Below are 17,345 nucleotides of genomic sequence, written 5' to 3'. Positions count from 1 at the left end.
ACCACAAGAAGACTGATATGTCCGTGCGATAGCACGTAGAGTTGTACCCTTATAAGTAAAGAGTTACCGCACCCATTTTTACGTAGCATGCTATTACCAGGCAATCGTATACGCCACTCAGTCGCGGCTAGTTGCGCACACACGATTGGATGCATGGGATGTGAAAGGCTCTCACCAATGATTCCCAGATAGAGATAGAATAGGGTGCCGTTTATCGGAGGAAATATGATTCACCGTCAAGAAACTGTTATCGGCGGTCGGGTACTGAGCATAGAGACCGGCCGGGTAGCAGAGCAGAGTAGTGGCGCAGTGTTGTTGCGCTACGGAGATACCATAATACTGGCAACTGTTGTAGGCAGTGACGAGCCTCGTGAAGGTATTGACTTTTTCCCACTGACTGTCGATGTAGAAGAGCGTATGTACGCAGCAGGCAAGATCCCAGGTGGTTTTATTAAACGTGAAGGCCGAGCAACCGAACATGCCATCCTCTCATGTCGCCTCGCCGATCGCCCACTCCGCCCTCTCTTCCCCAAAGGTTACCGCAACGACGTTCAAATTGTGATTACCGTCCTCTCTTCTGATCAGGAAAACGACTACGATATTCTCGGTATTGTTGGCGCTTCAGCCGCCCTGAGCATATCCGATATTCCTTTTGCTGGCCCGGTTGGTGCTGTTCGTGTTGGTTACATCGATGATCAGTTTGTGATCAATCCGCTGGAATCACAGATGGCCCAGAGCAAGTTAGATCTTACCATTGCCGGCACATCCGACGCCGTTATGATGGTTGAGGCTGGCGCGAAAGAGCTTCCAGAAGAGTTGATGTTGGAGGCTGTGCGCTTCGGTCATGAGAACCTGCAAGATCTCATTAAGATGCAGGATAAGCTGGCCCAGGCTGTTAATAAGGCCAAACGTCCATTCACACCTGCCCCGGCCGATGCCGATTTGCAGGCTAAGGTAGCAGAATTTGTGCGCCCGCGCTTTGAGGCGGCCGTCCATAATACCGACAAGGCTGCCCGCTCCACAGCGTTAGGCCTGGTACAGGACGAGCTGGTCACCGAGCTGGGTGAGAAATATCCTGAGCGCTTAAAAGAAATCATCGGTTTCTACGAAAAAGAACTGAAAGCCTATGTCCGCAATAACATTCTGGACAATGGTCAGCGCCCCGATGGTCGCGATCTGAAAACGATCCGCCCGATCAACTGCGAAGTTGGTTTATTGCCACGCACCCATGGTTCAGCCGTGTTCACACGCGGACAGACCCAGGTGTTGAGCGTAATCACACTGGGCTCACCTGGTGACGAGCAGATCCTCGATGGTCTGGTGGCCAACGAGAATAAGCGCTTCATGCACCACTATAACTTCCCACCATATTCAACTGGTGAAAGCAAGCCCATGCGTGGACCTGGCCGTCGTGAGATTGGACATGGTGCGCTGGCAGAGCGCGCAGTATCAGCTGTGCTTCCTTCACAGGGCGAATTCCCTTACACTATTCGCGCCGTCTCGGATATTCTTTCCTCCAACGGTTCGACTTCGATGGGTTCGGTCTGTGGTACCACCCTGGCGTTGATGGACGCTGGTGTGCCGATCCATGCCCCTGTCGCTGGTGTGGCCATGGGCCTGATCACAGGCGAGGGTGAGCGCGAAGGCAAATGGGCTGTCCTGTCAGATATTCAGGGTATCGAAGATGCTCTGGGCGACATGGACTTCAAAGTGGCAGGTACCGCCGATGGCGTTACCGCCCTGCAAATGGACATCAAGGTGAAAGGTATCACCTACGAAATCATGTCCAAAGCACTGGAGCAGGCACGCGAGGGCCGCATGTTCATCATGGAGAAGATGCTCGACTCGATCGACGCTCCCCGTGAGGAACTCTCCCAGTACGCTCCACGTATCCAGACCCTCAAGATCAATCCTGATAAGATTGGTGCCGTCATCGGACCCGGCGGAAAAACCATTCGTAAGATCCAGGAAGAGAGTGGCGCTAAACTGGATATCGAGGATGATGGCTCAGTGAACATCTCTGCCGTCTCTGGCGAGTCAATGCAGCACGCCATGGATGCCGTTCGCGCCCTGACCGAAGAGGTCGAGGTCGGACACATCTACACCGGTACGGTACGCCGTATTGTGGACTTCGGCTGTTTCGTCGAGATTCTGCCCGGCAAAGAAGGCCTGGTACGCACCTCACAGTTAGCCGATTATCAGGTCATGCGTCCTGAAGATGTTGTCTCGATTGGCGATGAGATCACTGTGATGGTGATCGAAGTCGATGGTCAGGGCCGCGTCAATCTGTCCCGTCGTTCAGCCTTAAGTGGTGAAATGCCAACAGCAGCTGAAATGGAACAAGATCGTGGTAGCCGTGGCCCAGGTCGTGGCGGCCCAGGTCGTGGTCCTGGCGGCGGTGGCGGTTACGGTATGCGCGGCGGAGATCGCGATGGCGGTGGCAATCGTGGTGGCGGCGGCGGTTATGACCGTGGCGGCAGCTACGGCGGTGGCATGGGCGGTGGCCGCGATCGCGGTGGTTATGATCGTGGCATGGGTGGCAACCGTGAGCGCGGTGGTTATGACCGCGATGGCGGCAGTGGCGGTGGCTTCGGTCAGCGTCGGCCCATGGGAAATCCGGGTGCGAATCGCAATCCCGGTGGTCCCCGCCGTGACAACAACTTTGGTCAGCGCTCTGACCGCCGTTGGTAATTTCCATAGCATTCCAAAAATAGAAAAGATAAGGCGACCTCTGTGGTCGCCTTATCTTGTAATAATCTCAGCATAAAATCTTTGGAAAAGGGGAATAGATGTTATGTCCTCAGAAGAGATTCTGCAAGAAATTGCCGTAGAAGTCTCTACCTGTGCCAGGTGCAAACTCTGTAAAGGTCGGACCAAGGCAGTACCCGGAGAAGGAAGTTCCACTGCCAAAATTTTGTTTATCGGTGAGGGCCCAGGCTATCACGAGGATAAACAGGCTCGACCATTCGTTGGACCAGCCGGACAGTTTTTGGATGAACTGCTAGCCAGCATCAACCTCAAACGCTCAGATGTTTTTATTACCAATGTCGTTAAATGTCGTCCTCCAAACAACCGCGATCCAGAGCAAGATGAAATGGCCGCCTGTAATGATTACCTGGATCGCCAGATTGCCGCCATTAATCCTCGTGTTATTGTGACCCTGGGACGCTTCTCCATGACAAAATTCTTTGGCTCCGAGAGGATCAGTTCCATCCATGGCCGCGCCCGCAAGAAAGATGGTCGTATTTGCATTGCCATGTACCATCCAGCCGCCGGTCTGCATAGGTCCGAACTCAAGGACACGATTCGGCAGGACTTTAAGAAGATTCCATTGATTATTGCTGAAACGGAACGCCTTGCGGCTGAACAACCAGTGAAAGTAGTTGTCCAGAAGGCAAAAGAGGAAGAGCCCCCACCACAACAGCTATCGCTTTTCTAATAAAAATATTTCCGGTTGCTATTTGTCTGAAACCATAGCAACCGGAAATATTTTTTTGATGCTTTTGGGAAATAAACCTAGACGGCGTCGGCGTCTTTGAGGCGACGGTAGGTGAAGAACTGATGGAAGAAGAAATTGTAGAACAGTACAATGATTACCGCAATGGCCTGAGCGATCAGGGCATTCAGATGCAAGAACGTAATCAGCGTGGTTTGGATACCAATTGTCAGCAGGATACCAATAATCGCAGTAGCGTGGAAACGGCTCAAGCGTACAAACCAGGAGCGCTCATGACCAGGATTGTGACGGAAGGTAAAGCGATCATTGAGAGCAAAATTAGCCAGCAGGGAAAGTTCACTACCAGAGGCAGAACCAATTAAATTATGAAAGAAAGCCAGGTTAGACGGGAAAGAAATAAAATTCAAGATGACATAGAGGATAATCAAATTGAGAATTGTCGTGGTTCCACCAATGAAAAGAAAGGAACCAAATTGGATCAGTGAGCCCGCACGGCCACCGGTGACAATATCAACCCGATCCAGCAGAAGATTCACCGCATTCCAGGGTGTAGACTGATAACTGGGAACAAGTGCAGCAGGAGCCACCTGGTCCATAATTTCCGCAATTTCTTCCACAACTTCAAGTGAAGGGTCAATAATTTCTTCTACATTACTCTGAACAAAACGATCCATATTTTTTAGAATGCTCCATTTTCTATATAGTATAGTGCAGTCACATCGACCTACATATTTTTTTGACGAACCCATCGTAAAGAATGTAACGAAGTATACCAAAAGTAGTCATTAGTACTTTTTCAGTTCAGATAGCATGAAAAATACAGCCAGACAACAGGCTTTCAATCGTGTAAACGACGTGCACACTCGCTTTTCAATCACACAATATAAAGCAAAAAGACATTATTTGTACTACAAAAACACACCCATCACACCAATATCCACTATCCCAAAACGAACGATGTTGCCACCCTTTTTTTCTAATTGTGAAGTATTTCACTTGAGTATATCGATAAGCTTATATATACTTATATTGTAGTAACGATATACCTTTGAAAAAGAGGTCCATATGCAAAAAAACTTGAAAAAAAACATCACATTCGCACTCCTGGCACTATTATTTGCAATCGTATTTACCGCTAGCCCATTAAATGGTCAAACCTCGTATGCAGCAACGGCAAAAGCCGCCTTCAGTTCTGGTTCAACAACCGGTTATACCAATGTCCGTACTGGAGCAACCACCGGTGCACAAATAGTTACTACCTATGCGCCTTACACATCTGTAACTATCTATGCTCAGGTAAGTGGACAGGCCGTATGGGGTGGCAACCCTATCTGGTACCGTATCTCAGCCACGAATGCCGCGCCCCGCTTCGTGTATAGCGGACTCGTCGCGGTTGGTAGCAATAATGGCGGTGGTGGTGGCGGCAACGTGGGCGGTGGCAAAGTAGTCGTTATTAACCGTACGGGACAGTGGGCCTATTTCTATGAGAATGGGCGCCTGATCCGCAGTTCTGCGGCAACCACCGGTCAACCTGGACTTGAGACACCACTCGGCGTTTATCATGTCTTTGTCAAACTGAGCCCGACCACCTTCTATTCACCATGGCCTAAAGGCTCGCCTTACTGGTATGCTCCCACCCATATCAACTTCGCCCTCGAATTCAGAGAAGGCGGCTTCTTCCTCCACGATGCCTGGTGGCGCAGCGTCTATGGTCCTGGCACGAACGTCTATCACTATGATCCAGTCGATGGCTGGATGACAGGTACACACGGGTGTGTCACCATGCCTTACAGTACCGTACAATGGCTCTATGGCTGGGCTCCGCTCGGCACTACCGTCAAAATCATTGCCTGATCAGTGTTGCTAATAATAAAAAGCAGGATTACGATAAAGGTAATCCTGCTTTTTATTATGGCCTGGCTTTATTTCGCGCTATAAGCGTGCAGATCTGGCATCGGTAAGTAGCTCTGTATCAAAACACCAACCAGGCAAGCCAGGCACTTTTAGCAAAGCCTCCTGCTTATATGCAGACAAAATACTATCCCTGCTACCAGTCCCCGGCACTTATTCGCCAGCTGAAGCTCCAACCACAAAAGCATCTACCTCGTTCAGCTTGCCACGCCAATACGGAACTTTGATTTTGTGGCCGGCGCTCATAATGGTGACATCCCGCAAATGGGCATAGCGAAACATGATTGGTAACCCCTCAGGACCAATCTCAGGCTGATCATCGGGTGGTACCAGCGCGGCATAATACTCATGCAGAAAATCAGCCGTTTCCGGAGATTCCTGACGATACATGCGCTCGTGCATGTCCACATAGAATTGTGCATATGCTCGTGTGTTGACCATGGTACCAAAGACTAGCAGACCTTGCATTTGCAGCATCACATCAATCTCAAGACCCTGCTGCTCAACCACACGAGCCCAGGACTGCAGAGCAATGTCCTGCTGCTGGTAATCGTGTAGCCAGATATTACGACGTTCCGTCTTATTGAGTGGGCGAAAGCCTGATTGGGCCAGTGTTTGTTGTAAATTTTCCTTTTCGTTATCCGAAAGATCAGCCATACTCTGTTCTCCTTCAACTCTGTCCAATGTTACTTCAGATGACACCAGACAGTAGCATCTTTTTTTTATTAACGCCATGGACAACTTTTTGTATTCCCGACTCTTTTGAGTGAGATGCTGCAGCAAAATCTGCCCATGGTAGCTATCAGATAAACCAAGAACCCCCTGGATAGTCATCCTATAACAATACCTTGCTCAAGGACAACTATCCAGGGGATCTAAACAGAGACTATACACGAATGAAATTTAGTTACCAGGAGTACCTGGAGTAGGACTCGGCACCGGACCAGGCTTGCCTGGCTTTGTTGGTTTAGGTGGTGCCGGGGGTACATAAATACCCTGCACGGTTGGCACAGTACCATCAATAAACCAGTCCGTTACCGTCTGTTCACCCAGGTGCGGCAAGAGACCTGTATAGGCCGAAACAGTAGCCTGGTGTACATTGGGAGGTGGGACGAAACCATCCTGGCCAAAGTGATACTTGTCATTGGCATATTGAAAGACGTCCTGCCAGATTGGACCAGCACCAGTGATACCAATCACATCTTGCATCGGCGTATTATCGCTGTTACCAGCCCAGACACCCACAGCCAGATGCGGCGTATATCCCATGGTCCAGTTGTCTTTAAAACCATCGGTAGTACCAGTTTTTGCCGCGACCGGACGACCATCTAACTCCAATGGATTGGGTGAGGCAAATTCTTCACGGCGTGCCACATTATCCGAAATTACGCTACTGATCAGAAAAGCCACGTCTTCGCCGATGACACGGTCACCCTTTGGATGCAGGGCATCAAATTTATAGACTGGCTTGCCCTGATTATTATTGATCTGCAATACGGTGGTCTGCGGCATACGTACACCCTTATTGGCAAACGTAGCATACGCAGTGGTCATATCCAACAGGGATTCTTCACGTGTACCCAGAGCCATAGCAGGAACCTGACTGCCTGGAGGTGTTTTCGCTACATTTGGCAGGCCCATACGACCAGCCATCTTCATTACATTCTGGACACCCGCGAATTCAATGGCATCCACAGCAGGGATATTATAAGAGTTAGACACACCACGCCGAACCGTCATGTTATCCCCGTGAAACTTATGATCATAGTTGGGGGATTATAGGGCTCCTCGCCATTCGGATAATACGTGGAGTGATCCGGCACATTCATGGCTGGATACCAACCCATCTCAAAAGCGGTCGCATACACAATCGGCTTAAAGGATGAACCAGGCTGACGCAGGGCAACGGCTGCATTATCTTGACCAGCCATACGGGGATCATTGGTCTGGTCATTATAATTAGCGCTACCATTCATAGCCAGGATTTCGCCTGTTTTGGGATCAGTCACCACGACAGCCGCATTGTGGAGATTATGGGTAGCGCTCAAGTTGCTATAGCCATAAATATCTGATTGATTGCTATTGATACGGTTATAGACAATCTTCTCCACCTGACGCTCAAGGTCCAGGTCAATGGTTGTATAGATAGAATAGCCACCATTGCGCAGATTATAGGCACCAAAGAGCGGTATCAACACATTATCGATCACATAATCGACAAAGTGTGGCGCGTTTTTCACATAAGCAGGGCGCTTAAACTTATAGTTGCGAGTCTCTTTTTCCGCCTGCACCATCTGCTGCGTGGTAATCATCTTTAAAGAAACCATGTTCTTCAAGACATGCTGCTGACGATCTAATGCCGCACTCTTATTGAGGAATGGCATATAACCGGTCGGACTCTGTGGCAGACCCGCCAGGAGCGACGCCTGACCTAGAGTGAGCTGAGTGACAGCAGGTTTACAAGTACCAGTTTTACAAATCGGCTTCAGATTAAAGAAGTCCTGGGAAGCGGCTTCAACCCCGTAGTTGGAATCACCATAGAAAACGGTATTAAGATACATTTCCATGATTTCCGCTTTGGAATATCGCTGCGTCAGGCCAGTCGCCAGGATGGCTTCTTCTCCTTTAACCGGGAGGCCCCGGTCCTGATTTAAAAAGAATTGATTCTTAATCAACTGCTGTGTGACAGTACTACCACCTTCCTGCACACTACCATGCTGGAAATTGGTGACTAACGCACGCAAAATACCGTTATAGTCGACGCCACTATTTTGCCAGAAGGAATGGTCTTCAGCAGCAATAGTCGCATTCACCAGTTCATTTGGAATATCAGAAAAATTCACATAGGTACGGCGACCACCGGAATTACTGTGATCATATAATTGGTAGAGAAGTTTGCCATTGCGATCATAAATATTCGTAGTCTGGGCCAGCGAGTGTTGAGCAATCCCATCCAGCAAAGGCAACTGGGCCTGATAATACGCATAGGCAACACCACCTGCGCCCGAGGAGAGGATCACCATTAACGTGAGCAACACAAGAGCGACAGCGATTAAGCGCGGCAGCAACGTATTATAGAGCCGGCCATGGCGCCGCTTTTGCATCAGGACTCGGTTGACACGCTTGCGTCGCTGGATCAAGGTTTCATGTGAGCGCCGGTAAAAGGGGCGCTCTGCCACGGCCACTCCAGCGAGCGAGGCGGCCGAACGCTTGTGGTTTGCAACCTGTTGTGATTTTTTGGGTTCAGATAAATAGTTATGTTCCAGCTTATCAGCAGACTGCTCCTGTGCTTTGGCCACTCCACTACGCACAGCTGGCAGCGAAAAATCCGTCGCAGCTTCAGATAAAGCTGGATCATGCTCCTGAGCAGGACTTTCTTCTTGTTCGGCATTTTTACTAACAGCCGAATCTGACTCGGTGCCCTTATCCGCAGCCGACATCATGGTCGGTTCTTCAGCTATGTCAGACGGGGCAGGCAGATCTCTAGCTGTCGCCTCTGGCTCCTGAATGTCATCAGGAGTCGCGGACACAGCATCATAGATATCGTCCTTGAAGATAAGCTGTGTTGATTCCTCAGAGATATCCTGCTGGGTGTAGTGGAGGAGCAGACTCAATCTCTTGAGCAGGTGTTACTGCCGCTTCCTCTGCAGCATTTTCCTTTATCAACGGAACTTGTGGATCAGGAATTTCCTTCTGTAGTGAGGAAGATGGCTCAGTCCGGGCAGATGGACGTTTGGGAATGACTCGTTTCGGGTGCTCAACAGGTTTAGCATCCTCCACGATCCGTTGCTCGCCTGCTTCATTCTGCTCATTAAGATTATCATTTATAGAAGCGTTATTACTTATTTCGCTCTGTTTTTCCGCATGAGATTTTTGTTTATCTTCATCATGCGAACCATTTATAGGCATGCTACTTCCTTCCCAAGAAATCTAGCTTTATCTATCTCACATCTCACCATTCACTCCCAACCTTGACCTGTCATTAAACGCAAACATTCCCGTATAATACTTTTTTTTCAATAATACCATAGTCTTCCAACTTTAACGCTTATCTCCCCCTTTCTGGTGAGTATATTCTATCAAAAAGGCACACAATGCCTGCATCTAACACCAGAGGAGTAGGAAGACAAACGTTAATTTGCAGTATAAGACAAAAGCATTTTTTCATTATAACGCATAGTTGACTGAGTTCGTTGCAATCTATTACCTTCAGGGTGAAAATAACTACTTATATACTGCTATACCAGTTATCCACTAACAATCCCAGGATGTGTCTGATCTCCATACCTGCGGCGCTCAAAATAATGCGAGTGCTATTGAAAAGCAATCGTGAACGCCGCTCTCTCGCGGCCAGTGTAGTCGCCACCACGCAACTATAGCAAGCTGATCAGTATTGCAGAAATATGATACCCTGTCAGGCGACTTCGCTCACACGATTGAATGGCATGCCACAAGCGTCCCTGCTCTGCAACTCTTATTGCTAGCAATCGTAAGATGAGTGTAGGGTTTTTCTATACCCATGAGGTGGAAATATCATGAGTCAACAGGAATTTATGCCAGAGTCCCGGCGGCAACGCGAAGCAGACCAGAACAACGAAGAAATATATGGCCCATCTTACAGCCAGTACAGAACAAGCGATATGCCAAAGCGCGACCATCCCGCTGACTTTGAGGCGAAAATTCCTCCTTATAGTTATCAAGCACAGGAAATTCCCAGATATAACGAACAAGAAGCCATAGGTGCTTCACAAGCACGGTCTGATGCGACACGCCAGCGTCAGCAACCTGGCCGCAGACAAGCAGACATATTTACCACGACCAGACGCATCGGCGATATCTTGCAACAAGGGTATCGCTTTTACCAACGCCAACGCCAACGCCAACGCCAGCGCTGGCAAATGTCGAACACACAACGACAATCACAGCGCACAGGTCCATCCCGGTTGTGGGTGATACTCTTGCTTGGGATAGGAATTCTCTGTGCGCTACCAGTATTGATCAAACTCTTACTGATCCTGTTTGCGGCTCTGATAGTATCAGGAATCATGGCACTACTACTCATAGTCAGTGCGCTGATCATCTATCAACTATACTTCAAAAAATATTGGCGGCGTAGTCGCTGGTGGTAAATAACTGGAATTGATAGCTTATCAGCAAGGTTTGACAGTCGGCAAGTGGTTTGTTAGAGTTAGCAATACTAGCATAGAACAAGTAGAACAAGAGAGCCAAACATTGACGGAAGATAACACGCCAGATATGCCCAATCCTTTGCATGTAATAGATATGGTTGACCTCACAGATGTGCGAGCATTACGCAATGTGCTCACATCACATGGTATGAGGCCCAACAAAGCATTTGGGCAAAACTTTCTCATCGATCGTGCAATCTTACAACAGATTGTGCAGGCCGCCGAGATTACGGCCGAAGATGAAATTTTAGAGGTAGGTGCCGGCACCGGAGTACTCACGCGCGAATTGGCGCAGCAAGCTCGACGAGTTGTGGCTGTAGAGATCGAGCGCGATATGCTCAAGCTATTAGCGGACACCACGCGCCAATATCCTAATGTCGAGTTGATCGCTCGCAACCTGCTCTTTCTAGATCCAGCTGAAGTATTCGGGCAAGTACCTTATAAACTGGTAGCCAATCTGCCATATTATATTACTGCCCCGACCTTTCGCCATTTTCTAGAAAACGCCAACCCACCGAAGATCCTGGTCGTAATGGTACAGTGGGAGGTGGCGCAGCGTATCGTGGCAGAGCCAGGTGATATGAGCTTACTGGCCGTAAGCGTACAATTTTATGGTCAGCCGAAAATCATCAGTCGCGTGCCTGCGCGTGCTTTTTATCCAGCACCCAAAGTGGATTCAGCCATCCTGCGCATTGATGTCCATGGGGAGGCTCCACTGACCCATGATGAGCGCGATCGCTTCTTCAAGGTTGTGCAGGCGGGTTTTTCGGAGAAGCGTAAACAGGTACATAATTCCCTTACTCATGGGCTACATTATAAAAATGAGATTGTGCGTGGCTGGCTGAATGAGGCTGGTATCGAGAGTAGCCGACGTGCAGAAACTCTGAGCATTGAAGAGTGGATCCGCCTGTGGCGCGTTATTGATCAGGCGAAGCAGAGGGGTGTGTCTGAGGCTTAGCAAGCTGAGACATACTCGAGCACTAAAGTGCTCAAGAAGATTTTTATTGTGTGCTGGTGAGGAATGCGCACCGCGCATTCCTCACCAGCACACAATAACATCTTTTAGTGGGGCTCTCGCGGGTAGTAGTCTGCCAAACATCAATTGATGGGAAAGCGGGGATGCTAGCGAGCATGCCGGGGGCATGATCAAGCGGCGAGCCCCTTGACTGGGGGATCGGGGGCTGTGCCCCCGGCATCTCTCCCCCCCCATTCCGCCCGCGTAGCGGGCGCACAACTCATCAAACGAAGTTTGACAATGTACGAGCTGAGCTCATATGCTTGAAACGCGTGCTATGATACGAATAACTGATTAAATGAAGTGTGTCGATGCACATCGTAATGTAAACAGCAACAAAAATTTCGCATAGGATAATAGAATTTTTATGGAAATGCAGGACCAGTTCTGTGATACATGCGGAGCGGCTAATACGTCTACGGCACGCTTTTGTCAAAACTGTGCCGCGCCGCTCCCTTTCAGGCATACAACAGGATCATTACCGGAGCAGACGTTGCTCAATGGCCGTTATCAGTTAGAGACACGGATCGGCCAGGGCGGCATGGGAGCGGTCTATAAAGCCACAGATACGCGCTTTAATAATCGTCCCATTGCGATTAAAGAAATGAGCCGGGCCGGCCTGTCTACGACCGCCATTGCAGAGTCGGAAGCAGCCTTTGAGCGCGAGTCGCACCTGCTCGCCGATCTGCTTCATCCTAATCTTCCGCGTATCTATGATCACTTTACGGAAGAAGAGCGCTCCTATCTGGTCATGGATTTTATTGAGGGCCAGACGATCGAGGAATATCTGGAGAAACGCGGTGGCAGTCCTTTGCCACTGGAGCAGGTATTGGGTTGGGGTGAGCAGTTATGCGATGTGCTGAGTTATCTGCATAATCATCAGCCACCCATCATTTTCCGCGATCTCAAGCCTTCAAATGTCATGATGAGCGATACGAAGCATATTTATTTAATTGACTTTGGTATCGCACGCGTCTTCAAGCCAGGCCAATCCCATGATACAGTCGCTCTGGGCTCACCTGGTTATGCCGCGCCCGAGCAATATGGCAAGGCGCAGAGTACACCTCGCTCAGACATTTATAGTCTGGGAGCACTCCTGCACTGTCTCCTGACGGGCGTTGATCCCAGCGAACAACCTTTCTTTTTCCGACCGGCCAATCAGCTCAATCCAGATGTACCGCTAGAACTTGAAGCGTTGCTTCAGCAGATGCTTGAGATGACAGCGGATAAGCGGCCAGCCAGCGCGCACGAGGTCGCCAGTATCCTGCGCAGGATCGATCAACAGCGTATCAGTGGCACGCTATCCCAGACACTTCCGCATATGGTCACGCCGCCTGCCACGCCAGCCCCGGCGAATAATCAATATCTAAAAGAGGCATATCGGCTCTATACGCAACGCAGACTGAATGAAGCACTGGTCCAATATGATCGCGCGCTAAAAGTAGATGATCGCAACGCGCTCGCCTGGCAGGGTCGTGGACTCACTCAGGCGCTGAATGGACAACATCGTGAAGCCCTGGCCTCATTTGAGCAAGCCTTGAAGATTGAGCCGCACCTGGTTACCTCCCTCAATGGCAAAGGGACCGCGTTGAACATGCTGCATCGCAATCAGGAGGCGCTGGATGCCTTTGATCAGGCCATTCTCCGGGAAAAAGATAATGTCATTGCCTGGAACGGAAAGGGCGCAGTTCTCAGTGCCCTGAGCCAGCCTGAAGCAGCTTTAACAGCCTTTGATGTCGCCCTGCACTATGATCCACAAATGGCGCAAGCCTGGGGGAATAAAGGTCTCGTTTTACGTCAGATAAGGAACTATCCAGAAGCATTGCGCGCCTTTGAGAGAGCACTCAGCCTGGACCGCAATTCAATTGTTTACTGGAACGGTAAAGGTCTTGTGCTCAGCGAAATGGGCCGCTATTCCGAAGCAATGCAGGCCTATCGTGAAGTATTGGAACGTGATGCGCGTTACGCTCCCACCAAGTGCGGCATCGGCGATATTCTCTACGCACAACACAAGTTACGAGGCGCGCTGGATCATTATGACCAGGCACTCGCCAGCGATCCACATTTTGTGAAAGCGTTGGAGAGACGAGCCATCGTGCTGGCGGACATGGGGAATTTTCATAAAGCTCTGGAATCATATGATAAAGCGCTACAGCTAGATCAACACTATGCACCTGCCTGGAATGGCAAAGCCAGCGCACTCTGTCAGCTTGGACGCTATGAGCAGGCATTGGATGCCTATAATCGGGCACTTGTCATCCATCCGAATGCACCACAGGCCTGGAATGGTAAAGGCAATGCCTACTATCACCTGGGAAATTATCCGCTGGCACTGGATGCGTATGAGCGAGCGCTACGGCTCAATCCACGCATGGCGACAGCACAACACAACAAATCTCTGACCCTTAAACAGCTCGAACGCTATGAGGAGGCCCTGCAGGCAGCCGATGAAGCGATTCGGCTGGTACCAGCTGATCCTGATAACTGGTTGCGCAAAGCTGAGGCGCTAAAAAAATTGCACCGACGACGCGAGGCACGCACTGCTGAGACAGAGGTTGCGCGCCTGCGTGGCGATGCATAGATAACGACATGCAGTCACTGCAAAAAACATCATTGGTCGCGGAAAGGACCAATGGCAGCTTGCGTCACTTAACGCAAGCTTTTTGCAGACTGGTCATAGATATGAATGCTGTTGTCCTCGTCGTTATAGTGCGACACGATCTCAGAGTTAAAGTTATGGGAAGATGAACCATGCAGCATCTCAAAGCCCACCAGGCGCATAGTTATCGGCGGATCAATGGACAGCAGCACATCTTTAATTGTGCCTAACTCTTTATCTTTGGTGCCAACAACCTTCCGGGAAAGTAACTGCTGACCACGTCCCAGGGGAGGAATAGCTCTGGCCAACATTTGCGCACTGCGAATCGTCACGCGATCCTTCTCAATGGCGATAATGCCAGTGACCGGCAAAGACAGATCACCATGCAAACGCGTACGTACACACAAAGCATAAATGCCGTTCGAGCCTTCTTGAAAAAAGAAGTCTTCAACCTTACCCACCGACTTACCCTCGGAGGGAACAACCACATCTAGTTTATACAGCTCTGACCATTTACGGATGGCCTGATTATGATCCATACAAAGCTCCTCGAAAATGAGATCTTATAAGTATCTATTTCTGGTGCGAAATAATTCCTGGCCCCATTATACGCCAGATAGCCAGAATTCCATAACACACGTCGTTCAGTTGCGTGAGCGATATCGCCTGCCAGGCTCTCACATGTACATTTATCTCAATAGTATCACTTTTCCTGATAGCACAAAAGGTCCGGTTTGCCACGTTGGATAACGTGCGACAATACCCAGTTGTCTTCCTTTATTGCGTCCTGCATGTACTCTTTCGTCGTTTCCACTATAGAAAGAAAAAAATCTGGCCATTCAATTGTGTGACCAACATTGATAACCACAAGTAAGCGGCGTTCACGATTGCTTTTTATTTAATAACATGCCAACAACTAAGGAGACAAGCGACATTGTCAGATACCACCAGGATAAAAATTGATACCGTCAGCACGAGTATTCCTGAGCTACGCTCAATGAGCCGTCTGCGAGAATTGCAACACAATCCACTGGAATTCCTCTCCACATTGACACAGGAATATGGCGATATCGTACAAATTAAACTCTTTTTCTGGCCCGTAGTAATTATCAATCATCCAGACTATATCAAACACGTACTCCAGGAAAACTATCGGAATTATGACAAGAATGTACCGATTTTTAATCTATTTCGACCGATTCTGGGCAACGGACTGGTCACAAATTATGGTGGTGAAAGCTGGCTACGCCAGCGGCGCTTGATGCAACCGGCCTTTCATCGCCAGCGTACCGCTACTTTAGGCCAGATAATCACCACCGCCACCCAGCAGCAATTGCAATCCTGGAAATATCTGGCCAGAGAGCAAAAGTCAGTTGATGTCGCGGAAGAGATGATGCACCTGACATTAAATATTGTAGGACATTCACTATTCAGCCTCGATATCACCAGTAAAACCAATACTTTTGGCAACGCATTCTCGCAGGCAAATGCATTTTTGCTCGAATATTTTAATCGACCCTTCCCACCCCTGAGTGTCCCAACCCGCCGGAACCGTGGCTTCCAGAAGAATGTACGTACCCTGGATAAAGTCGTCTATGAGATCGTGCAGCAACGCCGTAGTCGTCAGAGCCAGGAAGAAGATCTGCTATCAATGTTGATCGAAGCCAGAGATGAAGAGACAGGGGAAGGGATGAGCGATCAGCAGCTACGCGATGAAGTAATGACCCTGTTAATCGCAGGACACGAAACAGTCGCCAACGCCTTAGCCTGGTCCTGGTATCTGCTCTCACAACACCCAGAGGTCGAGCAACGCCTGCACAACGAACTGGATCAGGTGCTGGCCGGACGCACACCCACCATGGAAGATCTCCCACAACTTCCCTATACACGGATGGTATTTGAAGAAGCCATGCGGCTCTATCCACCAGTCTGGATCATCATGCGCAAATCTCTCGGAGAAGATACGATCGGAAAGTATCCATTGCCAGCCAACACCTATGTCGCCTGGAGCACCTACGCCATGCATCGCCATCCCGACTTCTGGGAACAGCCCGAGAAATTTTATCCCGAACACTTCAGCGCCGAACAGGTTGCCAGACGTCCACGCCACGCCTATATCCCCTTCAGCCATGGACCCCGCATCTGTATCGGTAACAACTTCGCCATGCTAGAAGCCCAACTGGTCCTGGCCAGCATTGCCCAACGCTACCACATGGAACTCGTACCAGGCCATCCCGTCGAACCCAACCCGCTCATGACATTGAGTCCTCGCCACGGTATTCTCATGAAGCTTCACCATAGATAAGATAACGCGTAGGTTCGGAGCTTGACTCCGATTGGTTCGCCTGCGATAAAGTAAAGCGAGGCAATCGTGGGCAAGCCACGAACCTACGACAGGACAAACAAGACGCCAACCAATTAATTCACGTTCTTTTTGAGCAAGCTGGGATTCGGCTCGGCAAAAGGACCAACCGCATAAAGTTCATCTTTGTTCCATAACATCTGGGTGGTCGCCGCCGTGGTAGCCACAATCAGCCAGATGAAAAGCGTACCCAATGACAAAGCAACTTTCGTATCTTTCAAGCGGAAGATCGCGACAAAGCCGCTGGCAATGGTCAGCAACAAAAAAAGTACGGTTAGTACAAAGGCATTGATCGGCGAGCGCAAACTAAAGTAAGCCGCATTGAAAGCTACATAATCCAGCCAGGTCGCCGCCTGTAAAGCCAGAAATGCGTTGCGTCCACGCGTATCTTCAGGCATATTTAATACCCGCAAGGTACCATAAATCACCGAGATATTATTAACCGTCCAGGCAGGCGCAAAAAACCAGGATGGCGGCGTAATCTTGACTTGCTTTAACTTTTTAAAGTAAGAAGTATCACCAAAAACGGTCTCCTGAAAGTTATTACCTTTATTGCCAGAGGCAATGCTGACCAGAGCCGAAGTTGAAAACGTCAGAACCTGGATAATCAGATAGAAAGATAGTCCATGATACCAGCGCCATTGAGGATTTTTGCCAGTCATGGCAGCGATCCTCGCTCCAATCTCTTTGCCCGGCTTGATTTTCACTGACATCGATAGCTCCTCTTCATTTCATAGCTAATATTCATCAACACTCTTCCAATACGATTCAACAGACTCAAGTAATGTCAATATGTAACATTTTTTATGTGC

14 protein-coding genes are annotated in these 17,345 nt (G+C 49.4%); 7 read left to right on the top strand and 7 right to left on the bottom strand.

Features of this window, described 5'->3' with window-relative positions:
- Positions 1 to 225: 225 nt before the first annotated feature.
- Positions 226 to 2,691, top strand: a complete 2,466-nt coding sequence (locus tag KDW_RS10590) for a polyribonucleotide nucleotidyltransferase (protein WP_151755919.1) — start codon at positions 226 to 228, stop codon at positions 2,689 to 2,691.
- 103 nt (positions 2,692 to 2,794) lie between these two features.
- The gene (locus KDW_RS10585) at positions 2,795 to 3,439 is read left to right on the top strand and encodes a uracil-DNA glycosylase (protein ID WP_151755918.1); all 645 of its coding nucleotides are present in this window, start codon (positions 2,795 to 2,797) and stop codon (positions 3,437 to 3,439) included.
- Positions 3,440 to 3,516: 77 nt separating this feature from the next.
- Here the strand turns inward: KDW_RS10585 and KDW_RS10580 are convergent, their stop codons facing one another.
- Positions 3,517 to 4,131 carry a GtrA family protein gene (locus KDW_RS10580; protein WP_162005124.1) on the bottom strand — a complete coding sequence of 205 codons (615 nt, stop codon included), beginning with the start codon at positions 4,129 to 4,131 and terminating at the stop codon, positions 3,517 to 3,519.
- 391 nt (positions 4,132 to 4,522) lie between these two features.
- On the opposite strand from KDW_RS10580, the gene KDW_RS10575 reads away from it, so the two are divergent.
- The gene (locus KDW_RS10575) at positions 4,523 to 5,311 is read left to right on the top strand and encodes a L,D-transpeptidase (RefSeq protein ID WP_151755916.1); all 789 of its coding nucleotides are present in this window, start codon (positions 4,523 to 4,525) and stop codon (positions 5,309 to 5,311) included.
- A gap of 210 nt (positions 5,312 to 5,521) precedes the next feature.
- Here the strand turns inward: KDW_RS10575 and KDW_RS10570 are convergent, their stop codons facing one another.
- From KDW_RS10570 to KDW_RS10555, 4 genes are all read right to left on the bottom strand, one after another.
- Positions 5,522 to 6,025: a GvpU-like protein gene (locus tag KDW_RS10570; protein WP_151755915.1), complete on the bottom strand. Its 504-nt coding sequence runs from the start codon at positions 6,023 to 6,025 to the stop codon at positions 5,522 to 5,524.
- 246 nt (positions 6,026 to 6,271) lie between these two features.
- Positions 6,272 to 7,108: a penicillin-binding transpeptidase domain-containing protein gene (locus KDW_RS34890; RefSeq protein WP_151755914.1), complete on the bottom strand. Its 837-nt coding sequence runs from the start codon at positions 7,106 to 7,108 to the stop codon at positions 6,272 to 6,274.
- On the bottom strand, positions 7,105 to 8,982 hold the full coding sequence (locus KDW_RS34885) for a transglycosylase domain-containing protein (protein ID WP_151755913.1): 1,878 nt from the start codon (positions 8,980 to 8,982) through the stop codon (positions 7,105 to 7,107). Before KDW_RS34885 ends, KDW_RS34890 begins: the two co-directional genes overlap by 4 nt.
- Positions 8,942 to 9,277: a hypothetical protein gene (locus tag KDW_RS10555; protein ID WP_151755912.1), complete on the bottom strand. Its 336-nt coding sequence runs from the start codon at positions 9,275 to 9,277 to the stop codon at positions 8,942 to 8,944. The genes KDW_RS34885 and KDW_RS10555 overlap by 41 nt, the downstream gene beginning before the upstream one ends.
- Positions 9,278 to 9,903: 626 nt before the next feature.
- Here KDW_RS10555 and KDW_RS10550 point away from each other — a divergent pair.
- The 3 genes from KDW_RS10550 to KDW_RS10540 all read left to right on the top strand — a co-directional run bounded on the left by KDW_RS10550 (position 9,904) and on the right by KDW_RS10540 (position 14,153).
- Positions 9,904 to 10,497 carry a hypothetical protein gene (locus KDW_RS10550; protein ID WP_151755911.1) on the top strand — a complete coding sequence of 198 codons (594 nt, stop codon included), beginning with the start codon at positions 9,904 to 9,906 and terminating at the stop codon, positions 10,495 to 10,497.
- Positions 10,498 to 10,600: 103 nt separating this feature from the next.
- Positions 10,601 to 11,515, top strand: a complete 915-nt coding sequence (rsmA, locus tag KDW_RS10545; RefSeq protein WP_151755910.1) for a 16S rRNA (adenine(1518)-N(6)/adenine(1519)-N(6))-dimethyltransferase RsmA — start codon at positions 10,601 to 10,603, stop codon at positions 11,513 to 11,515.
- Between the two features lie 424 nt (positions 11,516 to 11,939).
- Complete coding sequence (locus KDW_RS10540) at positions 11,940 to 14,153, top strand: serine/threonine-protein kinase (protein ID WP_151755909.1); 2,214 nt, start codon at positions 11,940 to 11,942, stop codon at positions 14,151 to 14,153.
- A 68-nt stretch (positions 14,154 to 14,221) separates the two neighbouring features.
- On the opposite strand, the gene KDW_RS10535 is transcribed toward KDW_RS10540, so the two are convergent.
- Positions 14,222 to 14,710, bottom strand: coding sequence for a PRC-barrel domain-containing protein (locus tag KDW_RS10535; protein ID WP_151755908.1), 489 nt, complete (start codon positions 14,708 to 14,710; stop codon positions 14,222 to 14,224).
- A 395-nt stretch (positions 14,711 to 15,105) separates the two neighbouring features.
- Between KDW_RS10535 and KDW_RS10530 the strand changes: the two genes are divergently transcribed.
- Entirely contained in the window at positions 15,106 to 16,476 is a 1,371-nt protein-coding gene (locus tag KDW_RS10530; protein ID WP_151755907.1) for a cytochrome P450, read from the top strand.
- Between the two features lie 113 nt (positions 16,477 to 16,589).
- On the opposite strand, the gene KDW_RS10525 is transcribed toward KDW_RS10530, so the two are convergent.
- Entirely contained in the window at positions 16,590 to 17,246 is a 657-nt protein-coding gene (locus KDW_RS10525; protein WP_151755906.1) for a tryptophan-rich sensory protein, read from the bottom strand.
- Positions 17,247 to 17,345 lie beyond the last annotated feature (99 nt).

Source organism: Dictyobacter vulcani, from assembly GCF_008974265.1.
GTDB classification, from domain to species: Bacteria; Chloroflexota; Ktedonobacteria; order Ktedonobacterales; family Ktedonobacteraceae; genus Dictyobacter; species Dictyobacter vulcani.
The sequence above is the reverse complement of the archived record's forward strand: the minus strand, read 5'-3'. Positions and strand labels throughout refer to the sequence as shown.